The sequence below is a fragment of the Bdellovibrio sp. MYbb2 genome, assembly GCF_056175685.1.
The window spans coordinates 1,206,900-1,224,391 of sequence record NZ_JBJKJI010000001.1; the positions used below are offsets into that span (position 1 = coordinate 1,206,900).

The 17,492-nt window shown below is 51.2% G+C and carries 19 protein-coding genes; 8 read left to right on the plus strand and 11 right to left on the minus strand.

Translation table 11 applies throughout. From position 1 onward, the window contains the following. Window positions 1–36 precede the first annotated feature (36 nt). Entirely contained in the window at window positions 37–807 is a 771-nt protein-coding gene (locus tag AC04MQ_RS05965; protein WP_041577975.1) for a DUF1266 domain-containing protein, read from the plus strand. A gap of 107 nt (window positions 808–914) precedes the next feature. Continuing rightward, entirely contained in the window at window positions 915–1,361 is a 447-nt protein-coding gene (locus tag AC04MQ_RS05970) for a hypothetical protein (protein ID WP_015092320.1), read from the plus strand. Window positions 1,362–1,400: 39 nt separating this feature from the next. Here the strand turns inward: AC04MQ_RS05970 and AC04MQ_RS05975 are convergent, their stop codons facing one another. The 3 genes from AC04MQ_RS05975 to AC04MQ_RS05985 form a co-directional block, all read right to left on the minus strand. Beyond that, window positions 1,401–2,510 (minus strand): CpaF family protein, encoded by a 1,110-nt coding sequence (locus tag AC04MQ_RS05975; RefSeq protein ID WP_475391499.1) that lies wholly within the window; start codon window positions 2,508–2,510, stop codon window positions 1,401–1,403. Continuing rightward, window positions 2,507–3,808: a type II and III secretion system protein family protein gene (locus AC04MQ_RS05980; RefSeq protein ID WP_015092318.1), complete on the minus strand. Its 1,302-nt coding sequence runs from the start codon at window positions 3,806–3,808 to the stop codon at window positions 2,507–2,509. The genes AC04MQ_RS05975 and AC04MQ_RS05980 overlap by 4 nt, the downstream gene beginning before the upstream one ends. Before the next feature lie 75 nt (window positions 3,809–3,883). Further along, on the minus strand, window positions 3,884–4,990 hold the full coding sequence (locus AC04MQ_RS05985; protein ID WP_015092317.1) for a hybrid sensor histidine kinase/response regulator: 1,107 nt from the start codon (window positions 4,988–4,990) through the stop codon (window positions 3,884–3,886). A 220-nt stretch (window positions 4,991–5,210) separates the two neighbouring features. Here AC04MQ_RS05985 and AC04MQ_RS05990 point away from each other — a divergent pair, with 220 nt between their 5' ends. After that, a complete protein-coding gene (locus AC04MQ_RS05990) occupies window positions 5,211–7,394 on the plus strand; it encodes a hypothetical protein (protein WP_475391502.1) in 2,184 nt (727 codons plus the stop codon). 55 nt (window positions 7,395–7,449) lie between these two features. Further along, window positions 7,450–8,718: an amidohydrolase gene (locus tag AC04MQ_RS05995; protein WP_475391503.1), complete on the plus strand. Its 1,269-nt coding sequence runs from the start codon at window positions 7,450–7,452 to the stop codon at window positions 8,716–8,718. On the opposite strand, the gene AC04MQ_RS06000 is transcribed toward AC04MQ_RS05995, so the two are convergent. The 6 genes from AC04MQ_RS06000 to AC04MQ_RS06025 all read right to left on the minus strand — a co-directional run bounded on the left by AC04MQ_RS06000 (window position 8,711) and on the right by AC04MQ_RS06025 (window position 11,906). Then, window positions 8,711–9,586 carry a hypothetical protein gene (locus AC04MQ_RS06000; RefSeq protein ID WP_475391505.1) on the minus strand — a complete coding sequence of 292 codons (876 nt, stop codon included), beginning with the start codon at window positions 9,584–9,586 and terminating at the stop codon, window positions 8,711–8,713. The genes AC04MQ_RS05995 and AC04MQ_RS06000 overlap by 8 nt on opposite strands. A gap of 8 nt (window positions 9,587–9,594) precedes the next feature. Further along, window positions 9,595–10,077 carry a hypothetical protein gene (locus AC04MQ_RS06005; RefSeq protein ID WP_015092313.1) on the minus strand — a complete coding sequence of 161 codons (483 nt, stop codon included), beginning with the start codon at window positions 10,075–10,077 and terminating at the stop codon, window positions 9,595–9,597. Window positions 10,078–10,173: 96 nt separating this feature from the next. Beyond that, entirely contained in the window at window positions 10,174–10,908 is a 735-nt protein-coding gene (locus AC04MQ_RS06010) for a hypothetical protein (protein ID WP_015092311.1), read from the minus strand. An 11-nt stretch (window positions 10,909–10,919) separates the two neighbouring features. After that, the gene (locus AC04MQ_RS06015; protein WP_475391507.1) at window positions 10,920–11,249 is read right to left on the minus strand and encodes a hypothetical protein; all 330 of its coding nucleotides are present in this window, start codon (window positions 11,247–11,249) and stop codon (window positions 10,920–10,922) included. A 2-nt stretch (window positions 11,250–11,251) separates the two neighbouring features. Beyond that, window positions 11,252–11,521, minus strand: a complete 270-nt coding sequence (locus AC04MQ_RS06020) for a Flp family type IVb pilin (RefSeq protein WP_011165646.1) — start codon at window positions 11,519–11,521, stop codon at window positions 11,252–11,254. A 97-nt stretch (window positions 11,522–11,618) separates the two neighbouring features. Then, window positions 11,619–11,906 carry a hypothetical protein gene (locus AC04MQ_RS06025; protein WP_015092309.1) on the minus strand — a complete coding sequence of 96 codons (288 nt, stop codon included), beginning with the start codon at window positions 11,904–11,906 and terminating at the stop codon, window positions 11,619–11,621. Window positions 11,907–12,095: 189 nt separating this feature from the next. Between AC04MQ_RS06025 and folD the strand changes: the two genes are divergently transcribed. Genes folD through AC04MQ_RS06045 form a run of 4 tightly spaced genes read left to right on the plus strand, consistent with a single transcriptional unit; the run spans window position 12,096 to window position 16,426 of the window. Then, window positions 12,096–12,959, plus strand: coding sequence for a bifunctional methylenetetrahydrofolate dehydrogenase/methenyltetrahydrofolate cyclohydrolase FolD (gene folD / locus AC04MQ_RS06030; RefSeq protein WP_475391510.1), 864 nt, complete (start codon window positions 12,096–12,098; stop codon window positions 12,957–12,959). 13 nt (window positions 12,960–12,972) lie between these two features. Beyond that, window positions 12,973–14,013, plus strand: a complete 1,041-nt coding sequence (locus AC04MQ_RS06035; RefSeq protein ID WP_015092307.1) for an aromatic ring-hydroxylating oxygenase subunit alpha — start codon at window positions 12,973–12,975, stop codon at window positions 14,011–14,013. Window position 14,014: 1 nt separating this feature from the next. Then, complete coding sequence (locus AC04MQ_RS06040; RefSeq protein WP_475391512.1) at window positions 14,015–15,118, plus strand: esterase-like activity of phytase family protein; 1,104 nt, start codon at window positions 14,015–14,017, stop codon at window positions 15,116–15,118. A gap of 3 nt (window positions 15,119–15,121) precedes the next feature. After that, the gene (locus AC04MQ_RS06045; protein ID WP_475391514.1) at window positions 15,122–16,426 is read left to right on the plus strand and encodes a class I SAM-dependent rRNA methyltransferase; all 1,305 of its coding nucleotides are present in this window, start codon (window positions 15,122–15,124) and stop codon (window positions 16,424–16,426) included. A 36-nt stretch (window positions 16,427–16,462) separates the two neighbouring features. Here the strand turns inward: AC04MQ_RS06045 and AC04MQ_RS06050 are convergent, their stop codons facing one another. Further along, window positions 16,463–16,750: a DUF3817 domain-containing protein gene (locus AC04MQ_RS06050; protein WP_015092300.1), complete on the minus strand. Its 288-nt coding sequence runs from the start codon at window positions 16,748–16,750 to the stop codon at window positions 16,463–16,465. Between the two features lie 93 nt (window positions 16,751–16,843). Then, window positions 16,844–17,491: an alpha/beta hydrolase gene (locus AC04MQ_RS06055; RefSeq protein ID WP_475391516.1), complete on the minus strand. Its 648-nt coding sequence runs from the start codon at window positions 17,489–17,491 to the stop codon at window positions 16,844–16,846. Between the last annotated feature and the right edge of the window lies 1 nt (window position 17,492).

Genomic DNA, 17,492 nt, shown 5'->3' on the forward strand with positions numbered 1-17,492 from the left:
TATTTGAATTGAGGAAGGCCGGTGAAAGGGGTTTCCATGCAGCGCATTTTGCCAGAAACAGATCTTGAAAAAAAATTGATGTCTTTGGGTGCGCCGTTTATCGAGGAAAATCAAGTTCTTGATGAACTGTTTCAAGTTGTCGGGTCTGATTTGGAAGAAGGCAAAGAGCTTTCGCCCGAAATCCGCGAACAGGTCATGGATGAAATCGGTGAGTATTTCTTCCGCCTGGATATGAACTATGGCCCGGACATCAAGCTGGATTGTCTGGCGATTCTGGAAGAGTTCTGGGGCGTGGCTGACCGTGAAACCTGCCAGAAAACTTTAGAAAATATCCGCACGCAGGGTCACCGCACGAAATTCAATGTTCTAAGATCCGCTTTGCCTTCTGATGGCAGCATTGATGCTGTTTCCATGGAAAAGTTTCGTCAGATCTTCCGTTTTGATCTGGAAGAAGGGCAGGAGCTTCAAATGAGCGACGCAGATTACAGCAAGCTTGCTTTGTGGGTTCAGCGCACGAATAAATATCTGAAAGAACCCGGCATCCTGGCCTGGGATGCTTCCCGCTATGTTCATCTGGTGCGACTGAGCTTCGTGGCCGGGCACCTTTCAGACATTCAGGCCTGGTCCGAGATCCTGAAGCTGGCTCCGTTAATTGAAGGCCGTTTTTCCAACTGGATGGATTTTTCCCAGAGCTTCCTGATCGGGCGCACGTTCTGGTCAGGGTCGGATGATCCTCGCGTGAAAGCCATCTGTGAAAAGCTGCTGGGGCACCCGGCAAGTCCATGGCAGTTTATCAGCTGGTCTTAGGTCCAGATCTTCCAATTCCGTCTCAAGTTTATACGTTCGATTCCGATACGTTTTCTATCAAGTGAAGACCAGGATGGACTTCATAGATACACACACGGAGGTGTGAGATGGAAAAAATCAGCGGAATCCTGCCAGCAACGGCAAGGACTCGAGCGATAGACACTTCGGCATCCCAGCCAGCCCGTCCCGGAGCTTTGGCCCTGGGGCGACCGATGGGGAAGAACTCTCTGGGTGATCGCATCACGTTGAGCAAACAAATGGAAGAAATGCGGGCAACCGGAAACCTTCCTGAACAACAACTGCAGCCGGAGGCCTCTCCCGTATATAAAAGACCGGCGGGTGAAACGAACAAGTTGAAGGTGATTGAAGACCTGAATCAGAAGTTCTTCAATAATCCGAAATCGGTGGCACGCGAAGGCGACCAGACGAAGTCGGAAGAAACCTTCACCAAAGCAACCGAGAATGAAGGATTGTTCTTTGTTGAAAAAGATCTGCGCGCACAGGAGCAAGCGCCCCTGAAACCGCAGACTGATAGTACCAAAGTAGTAGCTTAAATTTGAAAACCCGGACGGCGCCCCTCGCTTTCCGGGTTTTTACTTTTCCTGCTCCAGCAGAAACCCGGTTTCTTCCAATGAAGTGATGCGATAGACGCCTTTCATGCGGCGGGATCCATCGGCCTTTCTTTCAGCCACGATCACATAATCCAAAGACATTTGAATCAGTCTGCGAATGGCGGAAAGACTCCATTGCGGAGCCCCCATCTGAATCAGCATCTCAAGACGTATCAATGCCTGACCCGCATCCTGCGCATGCAAAGTGCCAAAGCTGCCGCTGTGACCTGTCGCTAAGGCCATTAAAAAGTCCTTGGCCTCTGCGCCACGCACTTCACCCATGACCATGCGATCGGGCCGCAGACGCAGTGACCTTCGCACCAGTTGCGCCTGGTCCACAGAAGGCAAAACCCCTTGCGGATCTTCGCGGGTTAAAAGTTTTAAGCTGGCTTTGTTGGGAAGGGAAATTTCGGATGTGTCTTCGATGACGACCATCCGCTCGTTTTCCGGCATCAGATTCAAAAATGAATTCAGCACCGAGGTTTTGCCAGAGCCGGTAGGGCCCACCACCAGAAAATTTTTCCGCCGCTTTACGATGTCTTCAAAAAACGGCAGGGAATCAGGCGGGCACCACTGATGTTCGGCCAATCGGGAAAAGCTCCACGGGTTTTTGGGATGACGGCGCAAAGTCACGTGAGGATGAGTCTGCGTCAGTTCTGCGCCAATCAGGCTTAAACGAAAGTCACCAAATCGTCCGTCGGCGCAGGGAAATTCCGTGGTGATATGGGCATGAGCTGCGTGGCTGAGGCGATCCAGGAAATTGCGATAGCTGGTGTCAGAGAAAAAATAATCCGGATGCTTTTGCAAATGGCCCGCACGTTCAAGCCAAATCGCGGAAGGCCCGTTGATCAGAATCTCTGTGATACTTTCATCGTTCAGCAGGCTTTCAATCGGCCCCCACGCATGCATTTCATTTTGCACCCGCAAGCGGGCTTCGGCCGTGACTGAGGCGGTGTGCAGATCCAGGATTTGGTCAATGCGCTGAGAGCGCAATTTGTGCTGTTCTTCAGAGCTGAGTAAAAACTCATTCAAAGGAAGTTTCAGAATGTCATCGTGAATGCGGTCATAGATATGTTTGGCTTCGCTGATCATAGGCGACGGCCCTGCAGGGTGTTTAGGTGCTGGGGAGCAGGGTTTTCTTCACCTTCCCGTAAAATGGAGGGACGCACAAAGATGACAAGTTCGGAACGATTTTCTTTGAAGTCCTTGCTGGCAAACAGCGCGCCCACAACAGGAAGGCGTGAAAGCAGGGGAAGGCCCTCGGAACTTTTTCCGTCTTCGCTTTTTAATAGGCCGGACAGCGCAATGGTCTGCGGTCTGGTCAGATCAAAATGACTGGAAACCCGGTTGGTCAAAATTCCCGGCACGTCATCGACCTTGCGCGAATCATCGACGGTGGAAACTTCGGTTTCAATCGAGATGCTCATGCGTCCGGCGGCGTCCGCTTTGGGTTTTACGCGCAGTAAGATCCCGTAGCGCTTCCACACGATGTCCTGCATTTTATAGTTCATGATCTTGATCGGGAATTCGCCGCCGGCCAGGAACTCGGCCTCTTTGCCACTGCGGCAAAGGATGTTCGGGCTTGCCAGAATTTTACCCTGGCCTTGAGCTTCAAGGGCGGTCAGGTTGAAAGGAAGTTCATCTCTTTCCCAAACTCCGTCGGGCATAAGCTTCGCGGAATAACCCGCGGGTGGGCGTAGGCCGTACTTCAGGGAAAAGTCTTTTTTGATTTCAGCCACGGTGATTTGCACCTTGATGGTCGGTGCAACGTCCAAACTGGTTTCGTCCTTTAGCAGGCTGACTCCGAAGGATGTCAGAAGCTTGCTGTATTTTCGGAAGGTCTGATCGGTGCCGCTGACTCGGACTTCCAAAGCGGGTTCAAAGATCAATGTCTGGGGCGGCAGATGGGATTTGTAAAACAAGTCGCTGAAATGTTCCTGAGCTTGTTGCTGTAAAGAAGCGGTCATCCGTGCCCGCATTTGATAGCTTAGATTTCGCGCGCGCATATAGTCCGCCAGATGAATCCAGTCCTGTAGACGATACAACTGGCCTTCGATTAAAAGATCACCTTCGTTTAACGACGCCCGCAAACCCACGCGCGATTTCAGGTAAGTTGTCAGATCCTGAAAAGAATCTTTCTTGGACGGATGCAAAACCTGCACGCTGTAAAGGGCCGATCCCACTTTGACTGTGGTGACGCCTTCGCGGCGGCCGACCAGATTCAGTTTGCCACCCTGGCCTTCGGCGGTCAGGATTTCGCGGTCTTGAATCCATACTCGATCCTGTCCCTGTAAAGGCACGGATTTTTGTTCACCCAGTCCCAACACCAGCGCGGTTTGGGAATAAGCAGGAAAAGAAATAAGCATCAGGAAAAACAGTAAAGTTTTCATGAGCGGGCTTTAAAGCAAAGCCCGTGCAGAGTTGTCGGCAGGATAGTGCGGGGTCAGGGCCGCGAGCCGGACACCCTAGGCCAGTGGCAGTTCAAAGAACACCATCACACCCTGAGCCGTGTTTTTAAACTGCAGGTGGGACTGGTGTGACTTTAAAATAGACTGGCAGATGGTCAGACCCAAGCCTGTTCCGGTGGAGTGGTGCATGACGTCCTCGTCAATAAAGAAGGGCTTCATGATTTTGTCCACTACAGACGTGGGCAGGTGAGGGCCGATATTGGAAACGACAAAACGCAGATTGTTCCCGCTTTTCAGGCTTTCCAGGTGAATCTCGCTGCCGTCGGTTCCGAATTTTGCGGCATTATGAATCAGTCGCAGCATGACTTGTTTGATCAGGCGAACGTCGGCTGAAACGGCCAATGGTTCCAGCTTGCTGACCAGCTTCTGCTGCTTTTTATTCAGCAGATCCTGCACCTCTTTACTGATGGCTTCGTCAAATTGGGTGAAGGCCACCTGCTGCATGTCTATTTTAAGTTGATTGGTTTCCGCGCGCACCACCAGCAGAACATCTTCCACCAGGGTTTTCAGGCGCTCGGCACTGCGGGTGATACGGTTCACCATCAGCTTGTCTTCGTCGTTCAGTTTGGATTCCGCCAGCAGGGAAGAAAAACTTAAGATCGAAGTCAGCGGGGTTTTCAGTTCATGGTTGATCAGAATCATGAAATTGGATTTGGCGACGTCCAGGCTTTTAAGTTCTTCCAAGGCACGCGCCAGTTCCGTGTTTTTTGTTTTCAATTCCTGGCCCAGAACATAGCGGTCGATCGCGTGTTCCACAGTATTGGTCAGATCCACCGGGTCCCAGGGCTTGGTCAGATAGCGGAAGATCTGACCTTTATTCACGGCACTGATCACGGACTCCAGATCGGTGTAACCGGTCAGTAAAATTCGCACAGTCTCAGGATGAGACGCCAGAGTTTTTTCCAGGAATTCCACGCCGGTCATTTCCGGCATGCGCTGATCGGTGATGATCAAAGCTACGGGGCCCGGATGTTCGTCCAGCACCGCCAGTGCCTCTTTGCCCGAGGTGGCCTTTAAGACGTTGTATTTCTTTCGGAAGAGGCGTTCCAGGGCGTCAACATTATCCACTTCATCGTCGACACACAAAATTGTGCTTTTAATCATATGAGGTAGTGTAGGAGCTGGAAATAGCCAGTGCAAAGGATTTCCAGCTGGTCCATCGTACCGTCCGGGTCGAGTCCTGCTAAATGTGAGAAATATGCTGGTCGACAGTCTAGATTCATAATCTTTCAACATTTAGACCGGGAATGCATCAAGTTGAAGCGCTATTCTGACGAAGAGTGGAACGATAGAAGTTTTTTTATTCCTTTTCAGGAGATCGTGTATGAAGTTTTGGATGCGCATTGCAGCTCTTTTCACCTTGGTGATGAGCTATGCAGCTGGTGCCCAAGCCCAAATGTGGGGCACAGGTATGTACGGTGGGATGCAAGCCTGCCCGTATGATTACTCTGCTGGTGCCGGTTCCTCCAGCTATCTAGATGAAATCAAAGAAGCTCAGGCTGAAATCAGCGAAGCACAAAAGCAGCTTCGTGCAAAACAATCTGAATTGAAGAAGATCGACAGATCCCTGACTCGTTCCCGTAAAGATGTTGAAGACGTGGTTTCTGAAGACTATTCAGAGCTGATGTTCGAGCACATCGAGAACAACGTCAGCTGTAAAGAGTACAAAGGCATGGGCGCGAGTGATGAGTTTATCGCGCAGGGGCAGGAAGGTGATGCTTCCGTTCAGGCTGGCGGCACTCGTGAAGTTCACGGCTTCAGCATCCAGGAATGGGCGCGCGTTTGTGATCCGAATAAAAACGGTTCTGTTTCCGGCACGGTTTGTTCCACTCCAAAATTCCGTCAAAGTGAAAAAGGTCGTGCAACGACTGAAGATTGTAAAAAAGGTCTTTCTGATTACAAGAAGGGTTACTCTCAAAGAAACAAAGTCACTCGTGAAATTGATGCTTTGAAAAACCTGATCGACAACAGAAAAGAAGACATCAAGATCGCGAAAGAAGATTACGCTGATGAACAGCGTGAACGTCGTCGTGAGATCTCGGAAGGTGGCGTGTGCGTTGACTGTATCGCTTCCGGTTCCGGTTACCAGTATCAGAAACCAGAAACCAACTGGGGTTCTGTGATCGGGAACGTTGCATTGGGTGGTTTGTCCATCCTTGCTGGTTACAAAACAAATCAAATGATTGCTGACGCGAACTCCAACATCGGTTGGCCGACAGACCCTTGGGCTTCCACGGGTTACGGTTACGGTTTGGGCGCGATCGGTACTGGTATCGGCCAGATGGTCGGTGGCGGCAGTGGTATCTATGGTTCTATCGGTGGTGGTATCGGTGCAGGTGCATTTGGTTGTGCCGGCAATAACGGTGGTGCTTACGGTATGATGGGTCCTTACGGCGGCATGAACGGTAATGGCATGTGGGGTAACCCATATGCGATGGCCGGCCTTGGTATGGGCGGCATGGGTGGCGGTATCTATATGCCAGGGATGGGTCCTTGGGGTATGGCCGGTCCATGGGGCATGGGTGGTCCATACGGCGGCATGGGTGCCATGATCGGCGGTATGGCCGGCGGCATGATGGGTGCTTACCCTGGTTCTATGATGGGTGGTATGGCCGGAATGATGGGAGCTTATCCAGGTGGCATGATGGGTATGGGCGCGATGGCAGGCGGTATGGCCGGCATGATGGGCGCGTATCCGGGTGGCATGATGGGCATGGGCGCATTGGCTAGTGGAATTATCGGAGCTTACCCAGGTGCTATGATGGGTGGCGGTATGATGGGTGCTTACCCTGGCTCTATGATGGGCGGCATGGCCGGCATGATGGGCGCATATCCTGGCGCAATGGTTGGCGGTATCGGCGGTGGTATCATGGGTGCATACCCAGGTGCCATGATGGGCGGTATGGCTGGCATGATGGGAGCTTATCCAGGCGGTATGATGGGTATGGGCGCGATGGCTGGCGGTATGGCCGGTATGATGGGCGCGTATCCAGGTGCGATGGTCGGCGGTATGGCTGGCGGCATGATGGGTGCTTACCCTGGCGCTTTGATGGGCGGCATGGGTGGTATGGCCGGAATGATGGGCGCATATCCTGGTGGCATGATGGGCATGGGCGCAATGGCCGGCGGTATGGCTGGTATGGGCGGCATGGCCGGTGGCATGGCGGGAAGCCTTGGCATGATGCAGATGCAGCAGCAGATGATGCAGATGCAAATGCAGCAGTATCAACAGTATATCCAACAACAGCAGTCTTACATGCAACAGCAGGTTCAAAGACAGCAGGTTGTATCCAGCTTGCAACAGGAACTTTATGGATTGTTGTATAGAATCCAGCAGGTTCAATACGGTGTAGGCGGCGTGGGTGGCTCTATCGGTATTGGTATCGGTGGTGGCACAGGTATCGGTCCAACACCAATTGGTGGTGGCATCGGTGGTCCTCAGCCAATTCCGGTTCCGGGTACAGGCGGCGGGACAACAGGCCCGGCTCCAATCCCTTCTGCACGCTAAATAGCAAATTAAACAGTTAAATTAATTAAGGCCTTCTGCTAAAACAGAGGGCCTTATGCTTTTTAAAATCCCGCGTCTTTACGACAGTCACACGCACTTTATCGCAACGGGCGAATTCGCTTCGGGGCTTCGTTTGGAATCGATCAGATCCCTGCAGGATTTGCAGAATCTGGATCGCACCAAGCCGGGATACTATCGTCAGCACTGGCTGGTGGGGTTTGGCTGGGACGAACGCCAGTGGCCGGTGCACGAACAGCCGCACAAGGATCTTCTGGATAAAGTCTTTCCGGATATTCCGGTTTACTTTGCCCGCATGGACGGACACAGCAGCTGGTTGAATTCCGCAGCCCTTAAAGAAATGGACTTGGATTCCGCCACGGGCATTCTGACCGAAAAAGACCATCTGCGCGCCTGGGATCACTTGCCGTCATTCTCTAAATCCCAGCAACGAGCCAATATTCTGCAAGCCTGCCGCACCTTCAATGCCGCTGGATTTACTCACGTGCGTGACCTGAGCTGCACTGAATCCCTGTGGAATATGCTGTGTGAGGTCGCCGATGCCGGAGACCTGACTTTGGCGATCGAGGAAAATTTCACCTCCCACGACATGAATGACTTTGATTCGATGCTGACTGCGGCACTGGCCGCGAAAAAACAGGATCGTCCCTTGCTTCGCTCCAAAGGCATCAAGGTTTTCTATGATGGTTCATTGGGATCTGAGACGGCTTTGCTCAGTCGTCCTTACAACGGCGAGCGCTCTGGCAATCAGGGGCGCATTCTGTGGGATATTGCGGATATCGAAACAATGATGAAACGCACCTGGGCCGCAGGCTTGGAGTTTTCAGTTCACACAATCGGGGATGAGGCTGCTCATCACATCGTGCAGGCCGCCCGCAAAATTTCAGCGCAAGGGGCCGTGGGCCGCTTGAATCTGGAACACGCGCAAATTCTGCGCCCGGAAACCATTCAGATGATGAAGCCTTTGCATGTGCGCTGTCATATGCAGCCTTGTCACTGGCTGAGCGACCGTGTGTGGCTGATGGAAAAACTGAGAGAGCTTTACCCGTATGTCTTCCCATGGGAAGCCTTGCGCCTGGCGCAGATCCCGATTTCTTTTGGTTGTGACAGCCCGGTGGAGCCTTCTTCTTTCTGGCGCAACTATCTGGCGTTGGAGGAAAGTCCTCAGGCGCGCATTCGCAAATTTAATGGCGACATCTCGGTGGTGCATGCGCACCCGGATAAAACTTTTGCGCCGGACTGTCATTCGGTGATTGAAGATGGAGTGGTGAAAGAAGTCGTCTTTAACGGCAAGAGGATTATTTAAACGACGGCTTGTCGATGATGACCTTTTTGTCTTTCAATGCATAGATGCCGCCGCCGACTAAAATCGCGGCGGTCGGGATCAGCCACTTTTTATTTCTTTGCACCCAGCTTTTTTCTGTTTCTTCATCGGCTTGATTTGTTGCCTGCACACAACTGGCGGTGAAAAACACGCGCGCTTGCAGGGACAGATTGATGTCGTCAATCTGGGACTGGAAGCCGCCACAGCCGCCTTCGACCAAGGCTTGCGGATGGTTGGTCTGTTGCAATAGCTGCGCAAAGGTTCCATAGAAACTGATGCTGGCATGGGAATCAGAAATCAGCGTGAAGTGATATGGGGCCTCGGTCACGATCTTTAACCGACTGCTTTCTTCCAGCGGGATCGGCTGACTTTCCACCGCCAAAGCCTTCATCCACGGATTGAGCTTTCTTAGATTTTCCAAAGACACTGTTTCAACTGCGCAGATGGTGAGGCTGGATTCGTCCTGCAACAGGCTGAATTTGCAGTGCAGATTGCGCACGGAGCTTTGTGCTTGTGGAGAGAGCTTTCCACTTTGCCATTTCGAAGTCAGATCCTGCAAAAACTGCAGACTTAAAGATGACAGAGCAGACTGCTGATTCAGTCGATTGAGGGTTTCAAGTCCTTGCGGAATTTCACTTGGGGAAAGATCTGCCAGCTGAAACAGCTGCTGTTCTTGTTGGGGGGCCTGTTGCAACTTTTCAGTTTGCACATCGCTGTAGGATCGTGCGGAAGGGGTTTCCTGCAAATATTTTTTGAATTCAGCGGGGGATGCCGAAGGTGCCTGAATCAGTACCTGAGCCTGCGCAGCCGTCGCCAATAGAAATAATAGAATTGCAATTGGGGTTTTCATTGGAACTCCTAGTTTTGATAGTCGATGCGCACGGCTTTGCGTGGAGAGGAAGCGGGGGTGACACTATTACCGCGAGCTTCAGGGTTTTGAACGACGGCAATGAAGGGACCGCTAAAGCTTAGCAATCTGGGACTTTCACTGTCTTTCACCAGAACAGCATACTGCTGCGGATTGAGCGGGGCGCGCAGCAGTTTCAACTTGCTGCCAACTTTAAGACCGCCTTTTTGAGTGTCGTTGCTGGCAAGGTAAAGATCGACGACGCCACCCATGTCACCCACAAGTGATGCGAGCGATTCGGCATTGGCAATTTCAATTGGCACCAGCACGTGGCCTGCGGGGATGTAAGTGTCAACCGACGCGGGGGCCGCCACGGTTTCCAGCGGATCTTGGTCTGATTTGGAAGGGCTGCTGATAAAGGCTATCAGGCCGATGATCAGAAAACCCGCCAGTGGCCAGTTACTTTTTAGATTTGAAACGGTCTTTTGAAACATAAGACTTCTCTTTTGTGAATTGGTGGCGTTGTTGTGCTGTTTTTAGCTTTGAAAGATGGGAAAAGGCCGCGAAGAAAATCAGCAGTACCAAGGCCATCACCAGACAGACTTCAATGAGTATCTGCCCTTTGTTATTTGGGTTTTCCATCGCAAGGGTCCTTTGGTCAAAGTGACGGCGCAGGCTTTTTCAAAGCCGAAATCCGCCTTCAGAAAATTAGAAAGAGGCGGGCGCAGCGCGATCCGGTACTGCCAGCGTTGCGCCAAAGCCTGACGAACTTCAAAGTCAGGTTCAGGGCTGTATGTCGGCGCCGTGTCCGGGAAGTCCGGACGGACCGCCAGGCGCGGAATGGGCTCATTTTCAATCTGGGTTTTGATCGTCAGGAAATTCAGACGTGTCTGGTTTTCCCTGTGGGCACGGTAAAGCCGGGTGCGGGTGGAACTGTGGCTGCGCTGAAGCTGCAGGTTGCTTTGTTGGATCAGTTGCTTTTGTTGTGCGTCCAGAGCTAGTCGCAGTCCTTCAATTCTCAAGACCTCTAATTCAGCAGCAGTTGCTACAGGGATATTTCCGGCGGCCTCTGCTGCTTTGGCTTTGGCCTGTGCAGAAATCAATTGGGCTTTTAATTTTACGGCTTTGGAATTCAACGACAGCAGTTTTTCCAGATGGGGACGGACCTTTTCCTGTCCCTGCAAGCCTTCGCTGCGGCAGGTGTGTTTCATCGCCAGATCCAATTGTAGAAATCCCATCATGGCCGCAACCAGAAACAGTCCGGACACCAGGATCGGCAGTAACGCCAGAATTAGAATAGCGGCAAAGCCCTGCTGGTTGCGCATATGCGGCCTTCTTACAGGCGCAGTTCTTTAGAAATCTGGATTTCCGGTTGCAGCGCAATCTCGATGCGCCCTGTGCTGCCGGAAAGGGATTTGTTCAGGCGGACATTCAAACGGGTGTTTTTAAGCATCAGCTTTTGCAGATTCCTTTCCAGATGGGTTTTACATGTGGAAACTTGAACGGATTCCGCACAGATCAGGGCTTCATGCAGTTGGTGGTCGGCATAATAGAAAACCAGCGTGCGATAGAATAGAAAAGCCAGCGCTGTGCCGGTGGCTAGCAGCAGCGGCAGTACGAAGGCCGCCTCTAACAAAGCTTGTCCTTTTTCATTCAGGATTTTCATGACTATTTGCTGTCTGATTTGGAGTTAACGGAACCCTCGAAGAAATCGCTGAAGTCGCGTTTCTTGTACATAGTGTCCGTGACTTTGTGGGCTTCTTTCTTGCGGCTGTCCGTTCCGCCCAGGGCCTGCGCCACGTTGGCGAACTGCACGTCGATGTTGGCGCCGACAACTTTGATAACGGAAATGCTGCCGACAGCAACGATTGCCACAATGATCAGGTACTCGACAAGTCCCTGGCCTTTTTTGTTTTTGATGATGGTTTGAGCTTTCATGATTCCTCCAGTGGTCAGGAGGTGGAAGCAAAGATCGGACAGGGGCGGGATGCGATTAAAGCAAAAAAAAAGTCCGGAGGTCCGGACTTTTGGAGAACTACTTCTTTTTAGCCTTTGAAATTTCGGCTTTTTTTGCAGCGGCCTTTTCTTCTTTGGCAGCAGCAGCAGCTTCTTTTTTCGCGCCGGCTTTTTTAGCCTTACGCTGGATGATAATACGATCCAGGATATCGTAAGCTTCTTTTTGCAGGTCGTTTTCGAAGATAAAGCGGTAGAAACCTTCGATTTCCGGGCTTTGACGGAACTTTTTCAGGGACGTAGGAAGGCTGTCAGATTGAACGAAGTCAATGGAGCTACCGTCTTTTGAAAGCTTAACTTTTTCAGCCATTTAGAAAATCCCCTAACGTTTTAAGGGTTTGTACCCTGATAGGCCTTCTTGAAGCAAGCAAAAACAGGATTTCCGGGGACGAAAAGGTCTGTGATCCGGGCTTTGGCTGAACGGGACGAAGTGGGAATAAGTATTGAATTTTGTTCAGAAATGACGCAGATTTAAGGCTCAAAAAACAGGGGAGGTCGGATGCTGATTCTTGACGGAAAAGAAGTCGCGAAAGAGGTGCGTGCGTCCCTGGTTCCTCGAGTGGCCAAGTTCAAAGAAACTTATGGCCGGGCTCCACAACTGTCGGTCGTCATTGTCGGCGACGATAAGGCGAGCCACGTTTACGTTAAGAACAAAAAAATCGCCTGTGAAAAAATCGGGATGACCTCCACGATTCACACTCTGCCTGCAGAAACCACTCAAAGCGAACTGAATCAGGTTCTAAGCAAACTGAATAATGACACGGGTGTGGATGGGATTCTGGTTCAGTTCCCACTTCCGAAACACTTAAGCTCCGACGAGGTTCTAAAGCTGGTGTCGGCTGAAAAAGACGCCGATGGTTTGACCTATGAATCATTGGGGTACTTCTTCGCTGGAAAACCCCTGGTCAGCCCTTGCACTCCGGCTGGGGTGATGCAGATTTTGAAGCATTATAAGATCCCGGTGGAGGGGAAAAAGGCCGTGGTCATTGGTCGCAGCAATATTGTGGGGAAACCCATGGCTCTGCTCTTGACTGAAGCCAACGCCACAGTCACATTGTGCCACTCCAAAACTTCCAATATGTCAGAGCTCACAAAGCAGGCGGATTTGGTTGTCGTCGCGGCTGGCAAGGCCCGACTCTTGGGTAAAGAAGATTTTAAAAAAGATGCGATCGTGATTGATGTGGGTATGCATGGCTCAGGTCAGGGCGGAAAACTCTGTGGAGATGTTCGCTTTGAAGAGCTTGATGGCTGGGCGAAGGCAGCGACTCCGGTTCCGGGTGGTGTAGGTCCGATGACCATTGCCATGCTTCTGAAGAACACCTGCCAGTTGGCGGAACAACGCGCCCGCGACCCTCAATTCTAGTTCAGAGGATTTTATGTACAGCGGATTTTTGAAAAATGTTTGGTATGTGGGACTTCCAAGTGCAGAGCTGGCGGTGAATAAAGCCACGGCCCGCAAGATCTTGGGTGAGCCCATCGTGTTCTATCGTGACTCCAAAGGCAAAGTGTCGGCGATGCGTGATATCTGTCCCCACCGAGGAATTCCTCTGAGCTATGGCCGTGTGGTAAATGATCAGATCGAATGCCCTTATCACGGCTGGAAGTTTGACGGCACCGGCATGTGTACTGAGATTCCTTCACTGTGCCCGGATCAGGAACTGAATCCGAATAAAATCAAAGTGCGCTCTTATCCTGTTCACGAAGCTCAAGGCCTGATCTGGGTCTTTGTGGGTGACAAGGATTATGATGTTTCCAAAGCGCCGGCGATTCCGGTGATGAAAGCCTTCCCGGCGGATGTGAAGCCGAATCTGACTTACGTGGTGAACTTCCCATGTCACGTCGATCACGCGGTGATCGGTTTGATGGATCCGGCGCACGGTCCTTACGTGCATAAAAGCTGGTTCTGGCGTTCTGAAAAAACCATGCTGGAAAAGAAAAAGAAATTTGCTCCGGTGAACTATGGCTTCCAGATGGTTCGTCACCAGCCTTCGAAAAATTCCAAGGCTTATAAGATCCTTGGCGGCACTCCGACGACCGAGATCACCTTCACGCTTCCTTGCGTGCGTGTCGAGCATATCGAAGTCGGGCCTCGTAATTTCTATTCTTACACGGCGCTGACTCCGGTGGATGAAAACAACACGCGTGTGACTCAATTGGCGTACTGGGACATCCCTTGGCTGACACTTTTGAAGCCGGCGATTCATCAGTTCTCTAAAAAATTCCTGGGGCAGGACATGGATGCGGTGACCAAGCAGCAAGATGGTCTTCGTTATGATCCAAGCCTGATGTTGATCAAGGACGCCGACACTCAAGCCAAGTGGTACTATGCTTTGAAAACTGAGTACCATGATCATCTTGAGGGCAAACGTGAATTCAATCACCCTGTGAAAGAAACTGAGCTTCGCTGGAGAAGTTAAGATGCTTCGAGGAACCGGAATTGGACTGGTTTTGCTGTTCTCGCTCAAAGCACAGGCTTTGAGTTTGGAATATTTCGGTGAAACCGCGGTCAAGACTGGAACCGAGTTCAAAAAGACCACCATCGGTGGTCTTTCCGGAATGGCCTTCAGTGGCGACACCCTGTGGGCGCTTTCTGATGATCGTGGAAAGTTCGGGGAGCCTCGCTTTTACGGCTTTGACCTGAAAATTTCAGCCAAGTCCGTTTCTTTGAATCCCAAATCCGTCAGCTTTATTTCAGGCGTTCCCAAAACCGGGGAGCGCGCCGCGATTTTGGATCCCGAGGGGCTGGCGCTTTTGCCGTCCGGGGATTTTTTGATTTCTTCGGAAGGTGACAACAATTCCAAACCCCGTGAAATGCCCCGGATCTTCCGTATAAACCCGCAAGGCGCGTGGAAGGCCGATTTGGCAATTCCGGCCAAGTTTTTACCTGAATCCATTGGTCAGCAAAAGCAGGGTGTACAGAACAACCTTTCGTTTGAGGGGCTCTCAAGTTCCGCAGATGGTAAGGTGTTGTTTGCGAGTGTAGAAACTTCCCTTTTTCAGGATTATGTCGCGGGGGAAGAGGAAAAAGGCGACTGGCTGCGAATTCTCAAGTACGAAGACAAGCCTGAAAAAGGTTATCAGCCCGTGGCCGAGTATGCTTACCGTCTGGATCCATTGAAAGATGGTCATGGCGGGAAAGAGGTCTTCCGCGGGGCTTCGGAAATCCTGGCTGTCAGCGATACCAAGTTGATTGTGCTGGAACGGGGTGTGCGTCTGCTGCCGAAAAAGATCTGGGCCAATACAGTGACTTTGTATCTGGTGGAACTTGCCAAAGGTACGGATGTTTCGAGTGTGAGTAAGCTGGAAGGTGCGAAGTTCACGGGTGTTGAAAAAACAAAGTTGGTGGATTTCGAATCTGATCTTGGCAAAAAACGTGGTGACAAACGTGTGCAGAATTTTGAAGCCTTGGCCTGGGGGCCGAAGCTTCCGGATGGACGCCGAAGTTTGCTGATAATGAGTGACAATAATTTTTCAAAAAAAGAAATCACCGAGTTGGTTGTTTTCGCAGTTGAGGGTGAATAGTTTATGATGACAGTGTGGCGTCTTCGTCAGGGAGCCGATAAAAGAATTCGCAGTGGACACCCTTGGGTGTTCTCTAATGAACTGCTGGTAAGCCCTAAGGGTCATCCCGCAGGTGCGGCGGTGGAGCTTCAGGATTCCAAGGGGCAGTTCCTGGCCCGCGGTTACGGCAATCCTCATTCACTGATTTCTTTCCGTGCCTTGAGCTTCAACAGCCAGGACAAGGATCCGACCAGTTTTGACTTCCTTCATGAAAAGATCTTCAACTCTTGGCGCGTAAGAAAGGCTGCGGGTTTCCGTGGCAGTTTCCGTCTGGCTTTTGGTGAATCTGATTTCATTCCGGGCTTGGTGCTGGATTACTATGTGATCGTTCAAAATGGCAAACGCGCTCAGTTGTTCGCAGCGCAGTTGGTGACGGCGGGAATGAACGAAGCCCTGAAGGATGCTGAGGGCTTCTTCAAAAGTTTGGCGGAAAAAGCTCATGCACTGGGCTTGTCTGATTTCGGCTGGGATCAAACCGCCGTCGTGATTCGTAACGACGTGGGTGTACGTAAGCTTGAAGGCCTGCAGGTTGAAGAACCGCGCCTGATCAAGGATCTGCCGGACATGAACCTTCGTGATGTTGAAATCGTGTTAAACGCCGCAGGTGACGACGGCACGATCACCATGAGTTGTGATTTGGTTGAAGGTCAAAAAACGGGTTTCTTCCTGGATCAGACTCACAACATCTTCCTGGCGGTGGGATTATTTAAGAATTGGGCCAAAACCCAACAGCCGCGCAAGATCCGTGTTTTGGATCTGTGCTGCTATGTCGGTCACTGGTCCACGCAGATTACTCGCGCTTTGAAGTCTTTGGGCTTTGAAGTGGAAGTGCATCTGGCGGATATTTCCAAGACCGCTTTGGCGTTCGCGAAAAAGAATGCCGAACGTGAAGGGGCGGAAGTCGTCGTTCATGAAATGGATGTGTCTGAAGGCCTGGCGGCATTGCCAAGCACACACTATGACATCGTGATTGCGGATCCACCGGCGTTTATCAAATCCAAAAAAGACATCCCTATCGGGAAGCATGCTTACCTTAAGATGAACACGCACGCATTCCGTCTGGTGAAAAAGAACGGCTTTGTGGCGTCCTGCTCTTGTTCTGGTTTGCTGGAAGAAGAAGAATTCCGCGATGCCATTCGTAAGGCGTCACTCAGAAACTACGCCGAACTTCGCAGCGTTCTGCGCGGGGGGCATGCGGCGGACCACCCAACGCTGATGCAGTTCCCGGAAGGGTTTTACCTAAAGATGTACGTCCACTACGTGCATTAATAAAAAAGGCCCGTTTCCGGGCCTTTTTTGTTTTTCCTAAACAGTCTCTTTCTTATCGAGATATTTACGTTCGAACCAGAAGGTGCCGGCTGGTAGCACGGCCGCTGCGAAGGAAAGTAATCTTTGTTTCATGGACCAGTTCAGTTCGCTGGCAATGAAGTTTGCCATCAGGATGTAACCGATGAATAGGAAACCGTGGATAGGACCCATGGCTTTTACCATCGCAGGATTACCTGCCATGTATTTCACAGGCATAGCGATCAAAAGAAGAATCAGGAAGGAAGCCCCTTCGAGCCAACCCAAAATACGGAATGCTTGAATCATAAGTTCACCTCTTAGCCATTGAGATAATCAACTTTAGCATAATGTGCAGCAAAAATGTGCCCCCGGGAGCGCAGCAAAACATTGCAGTCGGGCTCAGATGCGTTTTACAAGCCACTGGTGCAGGTCCTGAAGCATCTGCGGCGTGATGTGATGGTCTGCTTCATAACTTTCAAATTGAAAGTCAAATGAGGCGGCCTTCAATACGGCCTCGGTATTCAGGCCGTGAGTATAGGGAAGCTTACTGTCGTGACGTCCGTGCATCAGCAGCACTTTCGGTGAACGGGAATAGGTGCGCTCTTTGGTTTGTGCGGAAATTTCCTGCAGTGTGCGCCCGGAAATGGCAACAAGGCCCTTGAACAGCTCAGGCTCTGTCAAAGCCAAAGAAAGTCCCATGATTGTGCCCTGGCTGAATCCCAGAACAAAAACATTTTCAGCGTCAATCTCCGGATTTTCTTTTGGCAAAGCACGAATGAAATCAATCAGGATCTTTCGTGACTGTTCGGCCTCTTGCTGATTGTGCAAAGGACCCTGGGCGGTGAAGTTCACGTGAAACCACGCAAAGCTTGCTGCACCCAAAACCAAAGGCGCCCGCAAACTGTAAACTGCAAAGCGGGGATCCAATCCTTCCGTCAGTGAAAGCAATGACTGCTCATTTGCGCCAACCCCGTGAAGCAATAACAGCACGGGGGACTTGCCTTGGGATTTAACTTTTGCCGGACGATAGATGTATTGAAGGCTCATG